Here is a 15,657-nt window from a genome sequence, read left to right on the forward strand (position 1 = left end):
CCTCAGTAGTCCAGGTTCGCGCGCAGCTCCCAGGGGGTGACCTGGGACTGGTACTCGCGGCATTCCCGCCACTTGTTGCGCAGGAAGAACTCGTAGACGTGATCGCCGAGGGTGTCCGCCACCAGCTCGGAGCGCTCCATCTCGCGCAGCGCCTCCTCCAGGGAGGTCGGCAGATCCCGGTAGCCCAGCGCCCGGCGCTCCCGCAGGGTCATCTCCGAGATGTTGTCCTCCGCCTGCGGGGGCAGCTCGTAGCCCTCGGTGATCCCGCGCAGGCCCGCGGCGAGCACCACCGAGAAGGCCAGGTAGGGGTTGCACGCCGAGTCGATGGAGCGGATCTCCACCCGCCGGGAGGAGGCCTTGCCCGGGGAGTACATCGGCACCCGCACCATCGCCGAGCGGTTCGCCATCCCCCAGGTCGCCGCGGTCGGCGCCTCCGCGCCGAAGACGGTGCGCTTGTAGGAGTTCACCCACTGGTTGGTCACCGCCGAGATCTCGTTGGCGTGGGTGAGCACCCCGGCGATGAACCCGCGCGCGGTGCGGGAGAGCTGGAACTCGTCATCGGGGTCGTTGAAGGCGTTCTCGTCGCCCTCGAACAGGGACATGTGCGTGTGCATCGCCGAGCCGGGCTGGTCGGCGAAGGGCTTCGGCATGAACGTCGCGCGCACCCCGTTGTCCATCGCCACCCGCTTCACCAGGTAGCGGAAGGTCATGATGTTGTCCGCCATGGCCAGCGCATCGGCGTAGCGCAGGTCGATCTCCTGCTGACCCGGGGCGCCCTCGTGGTGGGAGTACTCCACCTGGATGCCCATCGCCTCCAGGGCGGTGATCGCGTCGCGCCGGAAATGCGGGGCCTTCTCGTGCACCGCCTGGTCGAAATAGCCGCCGCCGTCGGCCGGCACCGGCGGCCGGCCCCCCGTGTCCAGGCTCTCCACCAGGAAGAACTCGATCTCCGGGTGCACCAGGGGGCTCAGCCCCTGCTCCGCGGCGGCCCGGATCTGGCCGCGCAGCACATGGCGCGGATCCGCCCAGCTGGGCTGGCCGTCGGGCATCACGATATCGCAGAACATCCGGGCCGAATGGGGCTGCTCGTCATCCTGGCGCCAGGGCAGCACCTGGAAGGTGGAGGGATCCGGCTTGGCGATGGTGTCGGCCTCGGAGACCCGGGAGAAGCCCTCGATGGCGGAGCCGTCGAAGCCGATGCCCTCCTCGAAGGCGCCCTCCAGCTCCGCGGGGGACACCGCCACGGACTTCAGGTAGCCCTGGATGTCGGTGAACCAGAGCCGGATGAACTTGATCTCGCGTTCCTCGACGGTGCGCAGCACGAATTCCTGTTGGCGGTCCATGGATCCGACGATAGCCGCCGCGCGGACGCGCGGCGCCGGCTCATGGCAGACTTCGGGGCATGAGCGCGAAGCAGACCCGACTCCATGACCTCGCCCGCTGGAAGTCCGAGCGCCGCCGCTGGGCGATGCTCACCGCCTACGACTACTCCACCGCCCGCGCCTTCGCCGAGGCCGGGATCGAGGTGCTGCTGGTGGGCGATTCCGCCGCGAACGTGGTCTACGGCATGGGCACCACCGCCGAGGTCACCCTCGAGGAGCTCATCCCGCTGGCCCGGGCGGTGGTGCGCGGCGCCCCGCGGGCCCTGGTCGTCGCGGATCTGCCCTTCGGCAGCTACGAGGCCTCCGATGCGCAGGCGGTGCTCTCCGCGGCCCGGATGATGCGCGAATCCGGGGCGCACATGGTCAAGATCGAGGGCGGGGAGCGGATCGCCCCCCGGATCCGGGCGCTGGTCGCCGCGGGCATCCCGGTGATGGCGCATATCGGCTTCACCCCGCAGTCCGTGCACGCCCTGGGCGGGTTCCGGGTGCAGGGCCGCGGCGCCGCCGCCGAGGCGCTGCGCGCCGACGCGGCGGCGGTGCAGGCCGCCGGGGCGGCGGCGGTGGTGCTGGAGATGGTGCCCGGGGCGCTGGCCGCGGAGATCACCGCCGACCTGGCGATCCCCACCGTCGGCATCGGCGCCGGGGCGGACTGCGATGCCCAGGTGCTGGTCTGGCAGGACATGCTGGGGGTGCCCGAGGACGGCCGCCGGCCCAGCTTCAGCCACGTCTTCGCCGAGGCGGGCCGGGCGATGACCGAGGGCGCCCGCGCCTACCGGGAGGCCGTGGAGGCCGGGGACTTCCCCACCGCCGGGCACACCTTCGACGGCTGAGCCGCCCTCCCGGCGCCGCGGCCGGGCGCGCCCGGCCGCGGCCCCGGTAGGGTCGGGGCATGAACGCGACGAGGGCCATCGAGGTGGAGGCGAAGTTCGCCGCCGGGGACGATCTGCCGGACCCGGGGCTCGAGGAGCTGATCGGGGTGGCGGGGGTGGCCGCGGTCGGGGAGCCGGAGACCATCGGGCTCTCCGCGGTCTACCACGACACCGACCGGCTCACCCTCACCCGCGCCCGGTGCACCCTGCGCCGGCGCACCGGGGGCGCCGACGCCGGCTGGCATCTGAAGACCCCCGCCGAGGCCGGCCGGGTGGAGTACGGCGCGCCCCTGGGCGAGCCGGACGCGCCCCCGCCGGCGGAGGTGCTCGCCCCGGTGCGCGCCCTGGTGCGCGGCCGGGAGCTCTCCCCCATCGCGGTGGTGGACAACACCCGCCGGGTCACCCGGCTGCGCGACGCGGCCGGCGCCGTGCTCGGCGAGTTCTGCGATGACCGGGTGCGGGCGCGCTCCCTGCTGCCCAGGGGCACCGCGACCAGCTGGCGGGAATGGGAGTTCGAGCTCGCCGAGGACCTCGCCGGCGATCCCCGCGGCGCCGAGCTGCTGGCGGCGGCGCGGGAGCTGCTGCTGGCCGCCGGCGCCACCGAGGCGGAGAGCCCCTCGAAGCTGGCCACCGCGCTCGGCGACTCGGTGCGCAACGTGCCCGCCCCGGACGCCCCGGCGCGGCCGCCGAAGGGCACCGCGGCTCGGGCGGTGGTCGACGCGCTGGCCGGCAACCGGGACGTGCTGCTGGACATGGATCCGCGGGTGCGCCGCGACGAGTTCGACTCGGTGCACCGGATGCGGGTGGCCACCCGGGAGCTGCGCAGCCATCTGCGCACCTTCCGCGGGATCCTCGGCGGGGAGCGCTACGAGCTCGTCGCCGCGGAGCTGAAGGCGCTGGGCCGGGTGCTCGGCGCCGCCCGGGACGCGGAGGTGGTCGCCGAGCGGCTGGCGGCGGACCTGGACCGGGAGGAGGCCCGGGATCTCGATGAGGGGATCCGGGCGCATCTGGTCGAGGACATCCGCCGCGACTACGCCCGGGCGCACCGCCGGGTGGTGCTGGCCCTGGACTCGGATCGCTATCTGCGGCTGCTCGACGAGCTCGACGCGCTGATCGCGGATCCGCCGGTGCAGGACGGGGCCGACGCGGCCGGCCCGGCGGGGCCCGCCGCGCCGGCCGGGGAGGCCGGGGCGGACGACGCCGGGGACGCGGCCGGGACCGGGGCGGAGCCGGTCCCGGGGGATCCGGGCACGGGGGCCGCGAAGAAGGCCGGGAAGGCCCGGAAGAAGGCCAAGCGCCGGGAGCGGGAGCGCACCCGGGCCACCCTGCTGCGCCATCTCGAGGCCGCCTACGCCGAGCTCATCGCCGACCATGAGGCCGTCGCCGAGGCGCCCGACCCGGCGGAGCGGGATCGGCGGCTGCACGAGGTGCGCAAGGCGGCGAAGAAGCTGCGCTACTCCGCGGACGCGGCGAAGGCCGCCGGGGTGCGCACCCGGGGGCTGCGCCGGGCCTGCCGGGAGCTGCAGACCAGCCTCGGCGAGCACCAGGACGCGGTCACCGCCCGGGCGGTGCTGCGCCGGCACGCCCGCCGGGCCCGCCGGCTGGGCCGGGACACCTTCGGCTACGGGGTGCTGCACCAGATGGAGTACGCCGCCGGGCGGGCGGCGCTGGCCGACTACGACGAGCGGATCCGGGAGATCCGCCGCCGGCACCGGAGGATGATCCGGGGGGACTGAGCCCCGGCCGGGCTAGTCGCCGGACGTGCGCGCCGGCTCGCCCCAGTCGTCGTCGGCCTCGTCCCATTCATCGGCGGCGGCGTTGCGGGCCTGCACCCGCTCCAGGGCCGCCCGGGCCTCCGCCTCCGTGTCATAGGGGCCCATCCGGTCGTCCCAGCCGTGCAACTTGCCCCGCACCACCTCGCCGGTGCTGAGCAGGTAGTACCACTTCTCGCCGCCCATCGGGCGCCTCCTTCCCGGTGCCGGCCGCCGGCGGGGCCCGCCCGCGGCCCGGTGAACGCTGCTGTCCCCACGGTAGCGCCGGCGCCGCGCGGCCGCCGCCCGGCGGGCTCCCCCCGGGCCCCGGCGCCCCCGGCCCCGGCTACCATGTGCCGATGACCACCCCCGACGCCGCCCGATCCGTGGAGAGGACCCCGATGCCCGGCACCCCCGCCCTCGACCGCGTCCTGGCCGCCGTGCGCGGCGGAGCCGATGCGCGCGCACTGCCCGACGGCCACGCCGCCGCCTCCGCCCCGGCCTCCGTGGAGCTCATCGGCGACCCCTGCGCCCGCGCCGGCGGGATGCTGCTCACCGCCGCCGCCGGGGCGTCCGCGGCGGTGGCGCTGGGCCCCGCCGAGGACGACGCCCTGGTGATCCGCGCCGGCGGGGAGGAGCACCGGATGCCGATGCCGGACGCGACCCCCGAGGGGCTGCCGCGCACCGCGGCGACGGTGGCCGCCGCGGTGGTCGCCCTGCAGCAGGCGGTGCCGCTCATCCCGCGCACCGGGCGGGGCCTCAGCGTCACCGTGGCATCGGACATCCCCTCCCGCCGGGGCCTGGGCGAGCGCGCCGCGATCGGGGCGGCGCTGGCGCTGGCCGCCAACGAGATCTGGGGCGACCGCGATGACGTGCCCACCCGGGCCCGCTACGCCGCCGCACTGCACGAGGCGCAGGCCGCGCACCTGGGCCGGGACATCCCGCTGCACCCGTACACGGTGGCGCTGCGCGCCCGGGCCGGGCACGTGGCCCTGTGCAACCACGCCGACGGGGCGGTCACCCAGGTGCCGGTGCCGGATCACCTCCGGCTGCTGGTGGCCTGGTCCCCGGATGTCACCGGCGCGGAGCCGCCGGTGGCCCGGGACCGGTTCTTCGCCGAGGCCTGCCGGGCCTTCGGGGTGCCCACCCTGGCGGAGCTGCCGGACGCGGACACCCGGGTGCTGGAGTGGATCCGGGCCCGCCACCAGGTGGACCCGGACTCCGACGCGCCCACCGAGTCCCGGGCCGCGGCCTGGCTGGAGCGGGCCGGCGCCGGGGCGGACCGGTGCCGGGCGATCTCCGGGCACCTGCGCCACGGCGACGTCGCCGCGGCGCTGAACACCGTGGCCGTGGACATCCGGGACCACGGCGGCGCCCCCGACGCGGACGCCCCGCTGGGCCAGCTCACCGCCGCCGCCGCCGACGCCGGCGCCCTGGTGCGCCCGCTGGGCGCCCCGGCGGCGGCCCTGGTGGCCTGGGCGCCGGCCGGGGCGGCCGCGGCGACCGCCGCGGCGATCCGCGCCGCCGGAGGTTCCGCAATCCCCGTGGCGGCCACCCCCGCCGGGCTACCCTGGGGGGCATGAGCCCCGAACAGCGCGACCCCGCCCCCGTCCCCTCCTCCGGACCCGAGCAGGCCGGCCCCGCAGGCCCCGTCGACCGGCACATGACCAAGGCGGTGCTGCCCGAGTCGCTGATGCCGACGCACTGGTACAACCTCGCCGCGGACTTCCCCGAGCCGATGCCGCCGCATCTGCACCCGGGCACCGGCGAACCCCTCGCCCCGGAGGACATGACCCCGCTGTTCGCCACCGGACTGGTCGAGCAGGAGTTCTCCCGGGAGCGCTATATCGAGATCCCGGAGCCGGTGCGCGACATCTACCGGCTGTGGCGGCCCTCCCCGCTGGCCCGGGCGCCCCGGCTGGAGCGCGCCCTGGGCACCTCGGCGCGGATCTACTTCAAGAACGAGTCGGTCTCCCCCATCGGCTCGCATAAGCCGAACACCTCGATCGCCCAGGCGTACTACAACCGGGTCGACGGGATCACCAAGCTGACCACGGAGACCGGCGCCGGCCAGTGGGGCGCCTCCCTGGCCTTCGCCGGCCAGTTCTTCGACCAGGAGGTCGAGGTCTGGCAGGTGCGCGCCTCCTACGACTCCAAGCCCTACCGGCGGATGCTCATGCACGTCTACGGCGCCACCGTGCACCCCTCCCCCTCCGACCTCACCGAGGCCGGCCGGGCGATGCTGGCCAAGGACCCGGACACCCCCGGGTCGCTGGGCATGGCGGTCTCCGAGGCGATCGAGGTCGCGGTGGGCACCGAGGGCGCCCGGTACTCCCTGGGCTCGGTGCTCAACCACGTGATGCTGCACCAGACGATCATCGGCCAGGAGGCGATCCGGCAGCTGGAGATGTTCGGCGAGGACGCCGGCCCGGACATCGTGATCGGCTGCGCGGGCGGCGGCTCCAACCTCGCCGGGCTGTCCTTCCCCTTCATCGGGGCGAACATCCGCGGCGAGACCGCCGCCCGGATCCTCGCCGTGGAGCCGGCCCGCTGCCCCTCCCTGACCAAGGGCGAGTACCGCTACGACCACGGCGACGTCGCCGGGCTGACCCCGCTGCTGAAGATGCACACCCTGGGCCGGGACTTCGTCCCGGATCCGATCCACGCCGGCGGGCTGCGCTACCACGCGATGGCCCCGATGGTCTCCCATGCGGTGGAGACCGGGCTGATGGAGGCCCGCTCGATCACCCAGGAGGAGGCCTTCGCCGCCGGGATCCTCTTCGCCCGCACCGAGGGCACCGTGCCCGCCCCGGAGTCCAACCACGCCATCGCCGCCGCGGTGGCGGAGGCCCGCCGGCACACCGGGGAGCCCGGCTCCGGCCCGGTGATCCTGATCGGCCTGTCCGGCAACGGGTTCCTGGACCTGCCCGCCTACGACCAGTTCCTGTAGCCGCCGGGGCCGCGGGCGGGCCCCGGCGGGGCCCGCCCGCGGCGGGGGCTGTGCGGTGAACGAGCCGGCCTCTAAGCCGGATTCTGTCCCCGCCGCGCCTTTCGGCCGCGGCGGGTGATGGCCATCCATCTGGGCGCACCATCGCTGGGCGCCTCAAGCGGCTGACCCCCGGACTCGGGCGGGCCGCCCTCGAACGTCCGGGCAGGCGCACCCCGGCGACCGCCGCGGTGCACCCTCTCGCCTTGCTCCCGGTGGGGTTTACCGAGCCGCCGCGGTCACCCGCGGCGCTGGTGCGCTCTTACCGCACCCTTTCACCCTTACCCGGGTCCGCGCGGCGGGGTCTCCCCCGCCGCCGCCCGGGCGGTTTCCTTTCTGTGGCACTGTCCCGCGGGTCGCCCCGGGTTGCCGTTGGCAACCACCGCGCCCTGCGGAGTCCGGACTTTCCTCGGCGCCGGGCCGGGCGCATGCCGCGCTGGTCCCCGTGCCGCGGCCATCCGGCCGGCTCGCTCACCGCGGGACAGCCTACCCCAGGTGCCCGGTGTCGTTGACCAGGGTCACCGAGGTGGGCCCGTCCGCGTAGAACTCGGCGACGCTCACCGAGGCGAGATCCAGGTGCAGGTTGACGAAGAGCTCGAAGCCCACCCCCAGGCCCTGCCGCAGCAGCGCCTTGATCGGGGTGACGTGGCTGACCACGAGCAGATCCGCCGGCCCCCGGCCGGCCAGGCGCCCCCGGGCGGCGCGCACCCGGGCGTCGACCTCGGCGAAGGCCTCCCCGCCGGGCGGGGCCAGTGTCGGGTCGGCCAGCCAGTCGGCGTGCCGGCGCGGGTCCCGGGCGGCGGCCTCGGCGAAGGTGAGCCCCTCCCAGGAGCCGAAGTCGGTCTCCCGCAGATCCTCGTCGACCTCCACCTCCAGGCCGAGCGCCGCCGCGGCGTGGCCGGCGGTGGCCCGGGCCCGGCGCTGCGGGGAGCTCACCACGGCGGCGAACCGCCAGCCGGCCCCGGCCAGGCGGCGCGCCGCCGCGCGGGCCTGGGCGTGGCCGAGCTCGGTGAGCCCCGGGTCGGAGGCGGAGCCGGAGTAGCGCCGGTCCACGCTCATCGCCGTCTGCCCGTGGCGCAGCAGCACCAGCCGGGTGGGCGCCCCCGTCGCCCCGGTCCAGCCCGGCGCGGCCGCGGCCCCGGCGGCGCTCACCGGCGGCCCGCCTCGATGGTCTCCGGGCGCACCAGCCAGCACAGGCACTCCGGGCACACCGCGACCTCGTCGACGTCCAGGGCGGCGAATTCGCGCAGCGTGGCCGGGTCCAGGTCCATGAAGCAGCTGCGGCACTGCCGGCCGGCGAGCCGGGCCACCGCGATGCCGACCTCCTCCTCCAGGGCGTCGTAGCGGGCGAGCAGCCCCGGCTCCACCCCGGCGCGCAGCCGGGCGGCCTCGGCGGTGAGCTCCTCGCGTTCGGCGACCAGGGCCGCGTCCGCGGCGTCCAGGGCCCGCCGGGCCGCGGCGAGGCGGTCGTCGACGTCCCCGCCGGCGGCCCCGGCGTGCATCTGCAGGGCGTCGCGGTGGTCGCGCACCTCGGCGATCCGGGCCTCCAGGGCCTCCCGGCGGCGGGCGGTGGAGCGCAGATCGTGCTCGATGTCCCGGCGGGTGCGGGCGTCGCCGACGGCGCCGAGCACCCGGCGGTCATCGGCCTCCCGGCGGCGCATCTTCTCCAGATCCGCCTCCAGCCGGCGCAGGTCCATGCCCAGGTCCTTGGCGGCCAGCCGGGCCCGGGCGGAGTCGGTGCGGCTGCGCGCGGCCTCGGCCTGCAGCCGGGTCCACTCGGCGCGCTCGGGCAGCGATTCCCGGCGGGCGGCGATGCCGTCGAGGCGGGTGCGGCAGGTGGACAGGTCCAGCAGCCGCACCTGCAGCGCGGGGTCGATCCTCATCGCCGCGGCCCCCCGTCCCCGGCCCCGGCCGCGGGCCCGTCCGGGGCCCGGCCGCGGCCGCCGGCGGCGAGGGTCCACGGGTCGGTGCGGATGTCGAGCACCTCGGCGGCGATCCCGGCGCGCTCGGCGATGAGCGCCGCGGCGGCGGCGCACCAGGGCGATTCGCTGGCCCAGTGCGCGGTATCCACGATGCAGGGCCCGCCGGCGCGCAGCGCCTCGTCCACCGGGTGGTGCCGCAGATCGGAGGTGACGAAGGCGTCCACCCCGGCGGCCGCGGCGGCGCCGAGGAAGGAGTCCCCGGAGCCGCTGGCCACCGCCACGGTGCGGATCCGCCGGTCCGGGTCCCCGGCCCCGCGCACCCCCCATTCGGTGGCGGGCAGCCGCTCGGCGACCCGGGCCACGAAATCGCGGAAGGCCATCGGCCGGTCCAGTTCCCCGATCCGGCCCAGCCCGGTGGCCCGGTCCGGGTCGACGGTGGGGGCGGCGGACTCGATGATGTCGAAGGCCGGCTCCTCGTAGGGGTGCGCCGCGCGGAGCGCGGCGAGCACCCGGGCCCGGGCCGGCCGCGGGGCGACCAGCTCCAGCTTGGTCTCCGCGACGGCCTCCTCCACCCCGGCGGCGCCGATATGCGGCCGGGCGCCGGGGCCGGGCCGGAAGCGGCCGGTGCCGGCGGTGTCGAAGCGGCACCGGTCGTAGTCGCCGATCGCCCCGGCCCCGGCGTCGAACAGCGCCGCGGCGACCGCGTCGGCGTCACCGGCCGGCACCTTCACCGCCCACAGGTCCAGGCCCGGGTCGGGGGTCGGCGCCAGGGGCCGGCCGGGGCGCACCCCGAGCAGTTCGGCGAGGGCGTCGTTGACCCCGGGCCGGGCGGAGTCGGCGTTGGTGTGCGCGGCGAACAGGGCCACCCCGGCGCGGATCAGCCGGTGCAGGATCCGGCCCTTGGGGGTGTCCGCGGCGACGCTGCTCACCCCGCGCAGCAGCAGCGGGTGGTGCACCACCAGCAGCTGCGCCCCGGTCTCGATCGCCGCCTCGGCGACGGCGTCGGTGCAGTCCAGGGCGACCGCCACCCGGTCCACCGGGGCGGCGGGGTCACCGCAGATCAACCCCACCCGGTCCCAGTCCTCGGCCAGCTGCGGGGGGTAGGCCCGGTCCAGCAGGTCCCGGATCTCCCCGACGGTCACGCTCATCGTGGTTCCTCTCCTCCGGCGCGCCCGGGCCGGCTGCCGCGGGCGAGCTGATGCACCTCGTCCACCAGTGTGCCCACCTCCGGCGCGGCGCGCACCGCCAACCGCCACCAGGGCCCGCCGAGGCCGCCGCCGGCCAGGCCGGGGAAGGTGTCGCAGCGGCGCACCGCGATCCCGCGGGCGCCCAGCCGGGCGCGCAGCCGGTGCAGCTCGGCCACCGCCGCGGCCGGGTCCGCGGCCGGGTCGGCGGCCAGCGGCGGCCGGGCGAGCAGGAAGGGCGCCGCCGAGGCCGCCACCGTCCAGCCCGCGGCGCGAAGCCGGGCGGTCATCGCGGTGCGCTCGGCGCGCAGCCGCTCCCGGATGGCGGGCAGTTCGGCGGGCCCGCGGGCGGCGACGGCGGCCATGGCGCGCAGCTGCAGGGTGCCCACCGGCCAGGCCGGCCGGCGCCGCGCCAGCCGGGCCAGCACCCCCGGCTCGCCCAGGGCGTAGCCGCAGCGCAGGCCGGCCAGCCCCCAGGTCTTGGTCAGGGAGCGCAGCACCAGCACCCGCGGGTCGCGCACCCCGGCCAGGGCCGGCTCCGCCCCGCCGGGGTGGTCGGCGGGGTGCACCACGTCGGCGAAGGCCTCGTCGACGAGGAGCAGCCGGTCGGGGCCGGCCAGCCGGCGCAGCCGCGCCCCCGGGTGCAGCGCCCCGGTGGGGTTGACCGGGTTGCCGGCCACCACCAGCGCCGCACCGGCCAGGTCGGGCCCGTCCGGGTCGGGCAGCCGCCGCGGCGCCTCGGCGAGGATCCGGCGCACCGGCACGCCCGCGGCGCGCAGCGCCGCCTCCGGTTCGGTGAACTGGGGGTGCAGCACCGCCGCGGGCCGGCCGGCGGGGACCAGATCGGGCAGCAGGGCGAAGCCCTCGGCGGCCCCGGCCAGGGGCAGCACCTCCTCGGCGGGCCGGCCGTGCAGGGCGCCGAGCGCCTCGCGCACCCGCCGCTCCAGGGCCGCGTCCGGGTAGCCGGCGAGCCCGTCGACGGCGGCGCGCAGCTCCCGGACCAGCCACTCCGGCGCCGGGCCGCGGACGTTCACCGCGAAGTCCAGGCGGGCCCCGGCGGCGGCGAGGTCGCCGTGGTAGCGCAGCGGATCGACCGGGGGCGGGTGCGGGGCCATGCCGCCAGCCTAGGCGGCGGGCCATACTGGGCCCATGGACGCCCACCCGCACCCGCCGACCGTGCTCATCGACGTCGACGGCACCATCAGCGACTCCCTGCCCGGGATCCGGGCCGGGTTCCTCGCCGCGCTGGCCGCCGTGGACGAGCCGACGCCCGAGGAATCCTTCCTGGCCCGGATCGCGGGCCCGCCGATGGTGGACTCCTTCGCCGCCCTGGGCATCACCGGGGACCGGGCGCGGCGGGCCCTGGCGGCCTACCGGGCGCAGCAGGCCGCCGGCGGCTGGGCGGACACCCGGATGTTCGACGGCTGGCCGGGGCTGCTCGACGGCTGGCGCGCCGCGGGCTTCCGGATCGCCACCGCCACCTCCAAGGGCGGGGTGTTCACCCGCCGGGTGCTGGCCCGGTTCGGGATCCTGGACCGCTTCGACGCGATCGGGGCCGCCGACGACGCCGGGGACCGCCGGGCCAAGGACGAGGTGATCGGGCACACCCTGCGGATGCTGGGCCTGCCCGCGGTCCGCCGGGCCGGCTACCGCCCGGACGACCCGGACGCCGCCGGCGGGGCGGGGCCGGGCGGGCCGGCGCTGGCGGGGGTGGTGCTGGTCGGCGACCGCAGCCACGACTTCGCCGGGGCGCATGTCTTCGGCCTGCCCGCGGTGGCGGTGGGCTGGGGCTACGGCGACGCCGCGGAGCGGGCCCGGGCCGATGAGATCGCCGCGGACGCGGCGGGCCTGGACGCGGCGGTGCGCCGGCTGCTGGCCGGCGCCGGATGAGCCGCACCCCGCCGATGGTCTACCCTCGGTGGGCGGTCCGGCGCCGGTGAGGCGGCGCCGGCGGAAGCGAAGGGAGGCGCCGCGTGCGCGATATGGATCGGACCGAGCCCGTCTACCTGGTGTTCGTGTGCACCGGCAACATCTGCCGCTCCCCGATGGCCGAGATCATCGTCCGCGACGCCCTCGACGAGGCGGGCCTGGGCGACCGGGTGCGGGTGCGCTCCTGCGGGATCGGCGGCTGGCATGTGGGCCAGGGCGCCGACCCGCGCGCCGCCGCGGAGCTCCTCGCCGCCGGGCACGACCCGGCGCATGTGGCCGCGCAGCTCGGCCCGGAGCACGCCGGCGCCGACCTGTACGTGGCGATGGACGCCGGCCATGTCCGGGAGCTGCGCGCCGCCGGGATCCCGGCGGACCGGATCCGGCTGCTGCGCTCCTTCGACCCGGATTCGCCGGCCGGGGCGGAGGTCGCCGACCCCTACTACGGGGATCGGTCCGGGTTCACCCGCACCCGGGAGGAGATCGACGCCGCCGCCCCGGGTCTGGTGGCGTGGGCGCGTGGGCTGCTCGAGGAGATCTCCGGCCGCTGAGGGCCCCCGGCCGGGCACCGGCCCGGCTCAGGCCAGATCCACCCGGGGGCGCTGCCCGCGGCCGCGCACCCGGAAGGTCCACAGCTTGTTGATCAGGAAGTTCGCCGGGGTGCCCAGCAGCACGCCGATGAGGTTCGCCCAGTAGAAGCGGGTGCGCAGCCCGGTGGAGTCGTCGAAGATCTCCGGCGGCAGCGCCAGCGGGGAGGTGGGGTTGGTCAGCGCGGTGATCGTGATCAGCCCGACCAGCAGCCCGGACAGCCCCGCCACCAGGAAGGGCAGGAACTGCCGGAACCAGTTCGGCCGGTCGGCGACCCGGAAGGTCCAGGAGCGGTTGAGCTGGAAGTTCCAGATGTTGGCCACCAGGAAGGCGAGGGTGGCGTAGACGTGTGACCAGCGGATGTTCCACCGGGTGCCCAGCAGGTTGAGGAACACCTGGTGCTCGTCGACGCCGAAATGCAGCCCGGTTTTGCGCACCGCCACCGCCACGGCGGTGTTGACCACCACCCCGGTGCCGCCGACCAGCCCGAACTTGATGAACTGGCCGAGCACGCGGCGTCGGCGGCCCGATGCGGGCTGGGCTGCGGTGGCGGGCACGGTCTCCTCCGGGTGGGGCGTGGGGCGGGCCGGCTCGCGCCGGCGCCGCCGGGGCGCCCGAGTCGGCGTCGGCGCCCAGTTTACCCCGGTGCCGCGGCGGGCCCACCGCCCGCGGCGGCCGGGCGCGACGGGGGTGAGGGCAACGTAAGGTGAAGGGCGTGGGAAGCAGAATCCGCCAGTTCCTGACACCCGGCTGGGTGCTCGCCGCCGTGGTGGCGATCGCCTTCGCCTATCTCGCGTTCACGGTGCTCGCCCCCTGGCAGCTGGGCAAGAACACCGCGACCCAGGAGCGCAACCACCAGCTGCGGGAGGCCTTCGAGACCGACCCGGTGCCGGCGGCGGAGGTCTTCGACCCGGCCGGGCGGATCCCGGAGGGCGCGGAATGGCGCCGGGTGGAGCTCACCGGGCGCTACCAGGTGCGCGAGCAGGCCCAGCTGCGCAACCGGCCGGTGGAGTCGGTGCCGGCGGTGCAGGTGCTCACCGTGTTCCGCGCCGCGGACGGCCGGGCCTTCCTGGTGAACCGGGGCTGGGTGCCGCCGGCGGAGGGCCGCACCCCGGACATCGAGCCGGCGCCGGCCGGGGAGGTCACCATCCGCGGCTACGCCCGCCGCGGGGAGCGCACCCCGGAGCGCCCGCCCATCGTGGACGCGGACGCGGTGCAGGTCTACGGCATCGACACCGCCCAGATCGGGGAGCTGATCGGCGCCGAGGTGGCCCCGGACTGGGTGCAGCTGGCCGAGGAGCAGCCCGGCGGGCTGAACCCGATCCCGCTGCCGCAGCTGGAGTCCGGGCCCTACCTGTCCTACGGCATCCAGTGGATCTTCTTCGGTTTCGCCGCCCCGTTGACCGTGCTCTGGTTCGTCTACGCCGAGGTGCGGGAGCGCCGCCGGGAGCAGGAGGAGCAGGCCGAGCATGAGGCGGCGCTGGCCGCCGCCCGCCGCGGCGGCGCCGCCCCGGCGCCGCGCCCCGGGGCGGGCTACTCCGCCGCCGACGCCACCGCCCGGCGCGACGCGGCCGAGCCCGGGGCCGCCCCGGCGACGCCGGCCGGGAGCGATCCCGGGGACCGGTCGGCCGCGGGGGACGCCGAGGAGGAGCGGGCCCGCCGGCTGGCCGCCCGCTACGGCGGCTCCGGGCACACCGAGGCGCTGCACCGCTCCCGCCGCGGCCGGGAGCGCTTCTAGGGCCGGTCCCCCGGCCGGGCGGCCGCCGCGGCGAGCAGCCCGGCGAGCACCATGGCGGCCGCGATCGCCTGCACCCGGGCGCCCAGGCGCACCATCCGGCGCACATCCGCCGGCCCCGGCGCCGCCCCGTCGCCGAGCGTGGGGCGGCGCTCCACGCCGTGCCGGTAGCGGGTGGGCCCGCCCAGGCGCAGCCCCAGGGCGCCGGCGGCGGCGGCCTCCACCGCCCCGGCGTTCGGGCTGGGGTGGGCGGCGGCGTCGCGCGCCCAGGCGCGCAGCGCGCCGCGCCGGTCGGAGCCGGCGGCCACGGTGGCCGCGGCGGTGAGCCGGGCCGGGCCCAGATTGGCCAGATCATCGGCGCGGGCGGCGGCCCAGCCGAAGCGGCGGTACCGGTCGTCGCGGTAGCCGATCATCGCGTCCAGGGTGTTCAGGCAGCGGTGCGCGACCACCCCCGGGGCCCCGGCGAGCGCACCCCAGAACAGGGTGCCGGTGACCGCGTCGGAGGTGTTCTCCGCCAGGGACTCCACCGTGGCCCGGGCGATCCCGGCCGCGTCCAGCGCCGCCGGGTCCCGGGAGCACAGCCAGGGCACCAGCCCGCGGGCCGGGTCGAGGGAGCCGGGCGCGGCCGGGTCGGCGTCCGCCAGGGCGGCGGCCATCCGGTCCCCGGTGCGCAGCAGGGTGGTGCCGCCGAGGGCCGCCCAGGTCGCCGCGGCCAGGGTGATCGCCGGGGCCCGGCGGGCCAGCGCGGCCGCGGCCAGGGTGGGGGCGGCCACCAGCGCGGCGGCGTAGACCGCGCCACGGGGGCGGGAGTCGGCCCAGCAGGCCCGTTCCGCGGCGGCGGCGGCGGAGCCGAACCAGGCCACCGGGTGGTGCCGGGACGGGTCGCCGAACACCCGGTCCGCGGCGGCGCCGACGGCCAGGGCCGCGGCGCGCAGCAGCAGCCGGCGGCGCCGCGGCGGACGCGCGGTGGCGGGCATGGGTCCTCCCCGGGGTCGGCTGCGGCGGGCGGGCCGGGGTGCCCGCCGCCGGCGGGGTTCGCGATGGCACTCTACCGCCGCCGGCGCTCGGGCGGCCCCCGTCCCCGGCCGGGTCCGCCGGCGGGGCTCCCCGCCCCCGGGGCGCGCGACCGCGCCGCGCGGGGCGCGCCGCGGCCCCGCGGTGCGTGCCGGCACCCCGCCGGGGCCCGGATCCGGTGCGGCGGGCCCCGATGCCGGGGCCCGCCGATGGTGCGGAGAGAGGGTGTCGAACCCCCGACCGCTGGTGTGTAAGACCAGTGCTCTACCGCTGAGCTATCTCCGCCTGCGGCCGGATCCC

At 77.5% G+C, this 15,657-nt stretch carries 15 protein-coding genes, 1 tRNA gene and 1 other RNA gene; 7 read left to right on the forward strand and 10 right to left on the reverse strand.

Annotation, left to right across the window (positions count from 1 at the left end; translation table 11 throughout):
* Positions 1-2: 2 nt before the first annotated feature.
* Positions 3-1,343 carry a glutamine synthetase family protein gene (locus CSPHI_RS07995; RefSeq protein WP_075692345.1) on the reverse strand — a complete coding sequence of 447 codons (1,341 nt, stop codon included), beginning with the start codon at positions 1,341-1,343 and terminating at the stop codon, positions 3-5.
* Between the two features lie 59 nt (positions 1,344-1,402).
* On the opposite strand from CSPHI_RS07995, the gene panB reads away from it, so the two are divergent.
* Both panB and CSPHI_RS08005 read left to right on the forward strand, forming a co-directional pair.
* Positions 1,403-2,212, forward strand: a complete 810-nt coding sequence (panB, locus tag CSPHI_RS08000; protein WP_075692347.1) for a 3-methyl-2-oxobutanoate hydroxymethyltransferase — start codon at positions 1,403-1,405, stop codon at positions 2,210-2,212.
* Positions 2,213-2,271: 59 nt separating this feature from the next.
* A complete protein-coding gene (locus CSPHI_RS08005; protein WP_075692349.1) occupies positions 2,272-3,987 on the forward strand; it encodes a CYTH and CHAD domain-containing protein in 1,716 nt (571 codons plus the stop codon).
* Positions 3,988-3,999: 12 nt separating this feature from the next.
* On the opposite strand, the gene CSPHI_RS08010 is transcribed toward CSPHI_RS08005, so the two are convergent.
* Complete coding sequence (locus CSPHI_RS08010) at positions 4,000-4,209, reverse strand: hypothetical protein (protein ID WP_075692351.1); 210 nt, start codon at positions 4,207-4,209, stop codon at positions 4,000-4,002.
* A gap of 152 nt (positions 4,210-4,361) precedes the next feature.
* Between CSPHI_RS08010 and CSPHI_RS08015 the strand changes: the two genes are divergently transcribed.
* Together CSPHI_RS08015 and CSPHI_RS08020 are read left to right on the forward strand one after the other, a co-directional pair.
* Positions 4,362-5,585 (forward strand): GHMP family kinase ATP-binding protein, encoded by a 1,224-nt coding sequence (locus tag CSPHI_RS08015; RefSeq protein WP_075692353.1) that lies wholly within the window; start codon positions 4,362-4,364, stop codon positions 5,583-5,585.
* A gap of 80 nt (positions 5,586-5,665) precedes the next feature.
* Positions 5,666-6,952 (forward strand): TrpB-like pyridoxal phosphate-dependent enzyme, encoded by a 1,287-nt coding sequence (locus CSPHI_RS08020; RefSeq protein ID WP_075692354.1) that lies wholly within the window; start codon positions 5,666-5,668, stop codon positions 6,950-6,952.
* A 56-nt stretch (positions 6,953-7,008) separates the two neighbouring features.
* Here the strand turns inward: CSPHI_RS08020 and rnpB are convergent.
* From rnpB to CSPHI_RS08045, 5 genes are all read right to left on the reverse strand, one after another.
* An RNA gene (rnpB, locus tag CSPHI_RS08025) (RNase P RNA component class A) lies at positions 7,009-7,458 on the reverse strand.
* Between the two features lie 16 nt (positions 7,459-7,474).
* Positions 7,475-8,140 carry a histidine phosphatase family protein gene (locus tag CSPHI_RS08030; protein WP_075692356.1) on the reverse strand — a complete coding sequence of 222 codons (666 nt, stop codon included), beginning with the start codon at positions 8,138-8,140 and terminating at the stop codon, positions 7,475-7,477.
* Positions 8,137-8,871: a zinc ribbon domain-containing protein gene (locus CSPHI_RS12465; protein WP_075693898.1), complete on the reverse strand. Its 735-nt coding sequence runs from the start codon at positions 8,869-8,871 to the stop codon at positions 8,137-8,139. The genes CSPHI_RS08030 and CSPHI_RS12465 overlap by 4 nt, the downstream gene beginning before the upstream one ends.
* Complete coding sequence (locus tag CSPHI_RS08040; protein WP_075692358.1) at positions 8,868-10,058, reverse strand: Nif3-like dinuclear metal center hexameric protein; 1,191 nt, start codon at positions 10,056-10,058, stop codon at positions 8,868-8,870. The genes CSPHI_RS12465 and CSPHI_RS08040 overlap by 4 nt, the downstream gene beginning before the upstream one ends.
* Positions 10,055-11,209, reverse strand: a complete 1,155-nt coding sequence (locus CSPHI_RS08045; protein ID WP_075692360.1) for an aminotransferase class I/II-fold pyridoxal phosphate-dependent enzyme — start codon at positions 11,207-11,209, stop codon at positions 10,055-10,057. The genes CSPHI_RS08040 and CSPHI_RS08045 overlap by 4 nt, the downstream gene beginning before the upstream one ends.
* Before the next feature lie 34 nt (positions 11,210-11,243).
* Between CSPHI_RS08045 and CSPHI_RS08050 the strand changes: the two genes are divergently transcribed.
* Together CSPHI_RS08050 and CSPHI_RS08055 are read left to right on the forward strand one after the other, a co-directional pair.
* Positions 11,244-11,984 (forward strand): HAD hydrolase-like protein, encoded by a 741-nt coding sequence (locus CSPHI_RS08050; RefSeq protein ID WP_075692362.1) that lies wholly within the window; start codon positions 11,244-11,246, stop codon positions 11,982-11,984.
* A 92-nt stretch (positions 11,985-12,076) separates the two neighbouring features.
* Positions 12,077-12,571, forward strand: a complete 495-nt coding sequence (locus CSPHI_RS08055; protein WP_075692363.1) for a low molecular weight protein-tyrosine-phosphatase — start codon at positions 12,077-12,079, stop codon at positions 12,569-12,571.
* Between the two features lie 27 nt (positions 12,572-12,598).
* On the opposite strand, the gene CSPHI_RS08060 is transcribed toward CSPHI_RS08055, so the two are convergent.
* Entirely contained in the window at positions 12,599-13,165 is a 567-nt protein-coding gene (locus CSPHI_RS08060) for a GtrA family protein (RefSeq protein ID WP_075692365.1), read from the reverse strand.
* Positions 13,166-13,323: 158 nt separating this feature from the next.
* Between CSPHI_RS08060 and CSPHI_RS08065 the strand changes: the two genes are divergently transcribed.
* The gene (locus CSPHI_RS08065) at positions 13,324-14,346 is read left to right on the forward strand and encodes an SURF1 family cytochrome oxidase biogenesis protein (protein ID WP_075692367.1); all 1,023 of its coding nucleotides are present in this window, start codon (positions 13,324-13,326) and stop codon (positions 14,344-14,346) included.
* Here the strand turns inward: CSPHI_RS08065 and CSPHI_RS08070 are convergent.
* Entirely contained in the window at positions 14,343-15,320 is a 978-nt protein-coding gene (locus CSPHI_RS08070) for a cobalamin biosynthesis protein (RefSeq protein WP_075692369.1), read from the reverse strand. The genes CSPHI_RS08065 and CSPHI_RS08070 overlap by 4 nt on opposite strands.
* Positions 15,321-15,567: 247 nt before the next feature.
* Positions 15,568-15,642 (reverse strand) — tRNA-Val (locus CSPHI_RS08075).
* Positions 15,643-15,657: the final 15 nt, after the last annotated feature.

It is taken from the genome of Corynebacterium sphenisci DSM 44792, assembly GCF_001941505.1.
Taxonomy (GTDB): domain Bacteria; phylum Actinomycetota; class Actinomycetes; order Mycobacteriales; family Mycobacteriaceae; genus Corynebacterium; species Corynebacterium sphenisci.

Excerpts from the sequence above, each read along its gene's own strand:
- CSPHI_RS08070 (WP_075692369.1), bottom strand. The coding sequence starts at position 15,320 with ATGCCCGCCACCGCGCGTCCGCCGCGGCGCCGCCGGCTGCTGCTGCGC.
- CSPHI_RS08010 (WP_075692351.1), bottom strand. The coding sequence starts at position 4,209 with ATGGGCGGCGAGAAGTGGTACTACCTGCTCAGCACCGGCGAGGTGGTG.
- CSPHI_RS08055 (WP_075692363.1), top strand. The coding sequence starts at position 12,077 with ATGGATCGGACCGAGCCCGTCTACCTGGTGTTCGTGTGCACCGGCAAC.
- CSPHI_RS08040 (WP_075692358.1), bottom strand. The coding sequence starts at position 10,058 with ATGAGCGTGACCGTCGGGGAGATCCGGGACCTGCTGGACCGGGCCTAC.
- CSPHI_RS08020 (WP_075692354.1), top strand. The coding sequence starts at position 5,666 with ATGACCAAGGCGGTGCTGCCCGAGTCGCTGATGCCGACGCACTGGTAC.
- CSPHI_RS08050 (WP_075692362.1), top strand. The coding sequence starts at position 11,244 with ATGGACGCCCACCCGCACCCGCCGACCGTGCTCATCGACGTCGACGGC.
- CSPHI_RS08045 (WP_075692360.1), bottom strand. The coding sequence starts at position 11,209 with ATGGCCCCGCACCCGCCCCCGGTCGATCCGCTGCGCTACCACGGCGAC.
- CSPHI_RS08005 (WP_075692349.1), top strand. The coding sequence starts at position 2,272 with ATGAACGCGACGAGGGCCATCGAGGTGGAGGCGAAGTTCGCCGCCGGG.
- panB (WP_075692347.1), top strand. The coding sequence starts at position 1,403 with ATGAGCGCGAAGCAGACCCGACTCCATGACCTCGCCCGCTGGAAGTCC.
- CSPHI_RS08015 (WP_075692353.1), top strand. The coding sequence starts at position 4,362 with ATGACCACCCCCGACGCCGCCCGATCCGTGGAGAGGACCCCGATGCCC.
- CSPHI_RS12465 (WP_075693898.1), bottom strand. The coding sequence starts at position 8,871 with ATGAGGATCGACCCCGCGCTGCAGGTGCGGCTGCTGGACCTGTCCACC.
- CSPHI_RS07995 (WP_075692345.1), bottom strand. The coding sequence starts at position 1,343 with ATGGACCGCCAACAGGAATTCGTGCTGCGCACCGTCGAGGAACGCGAG.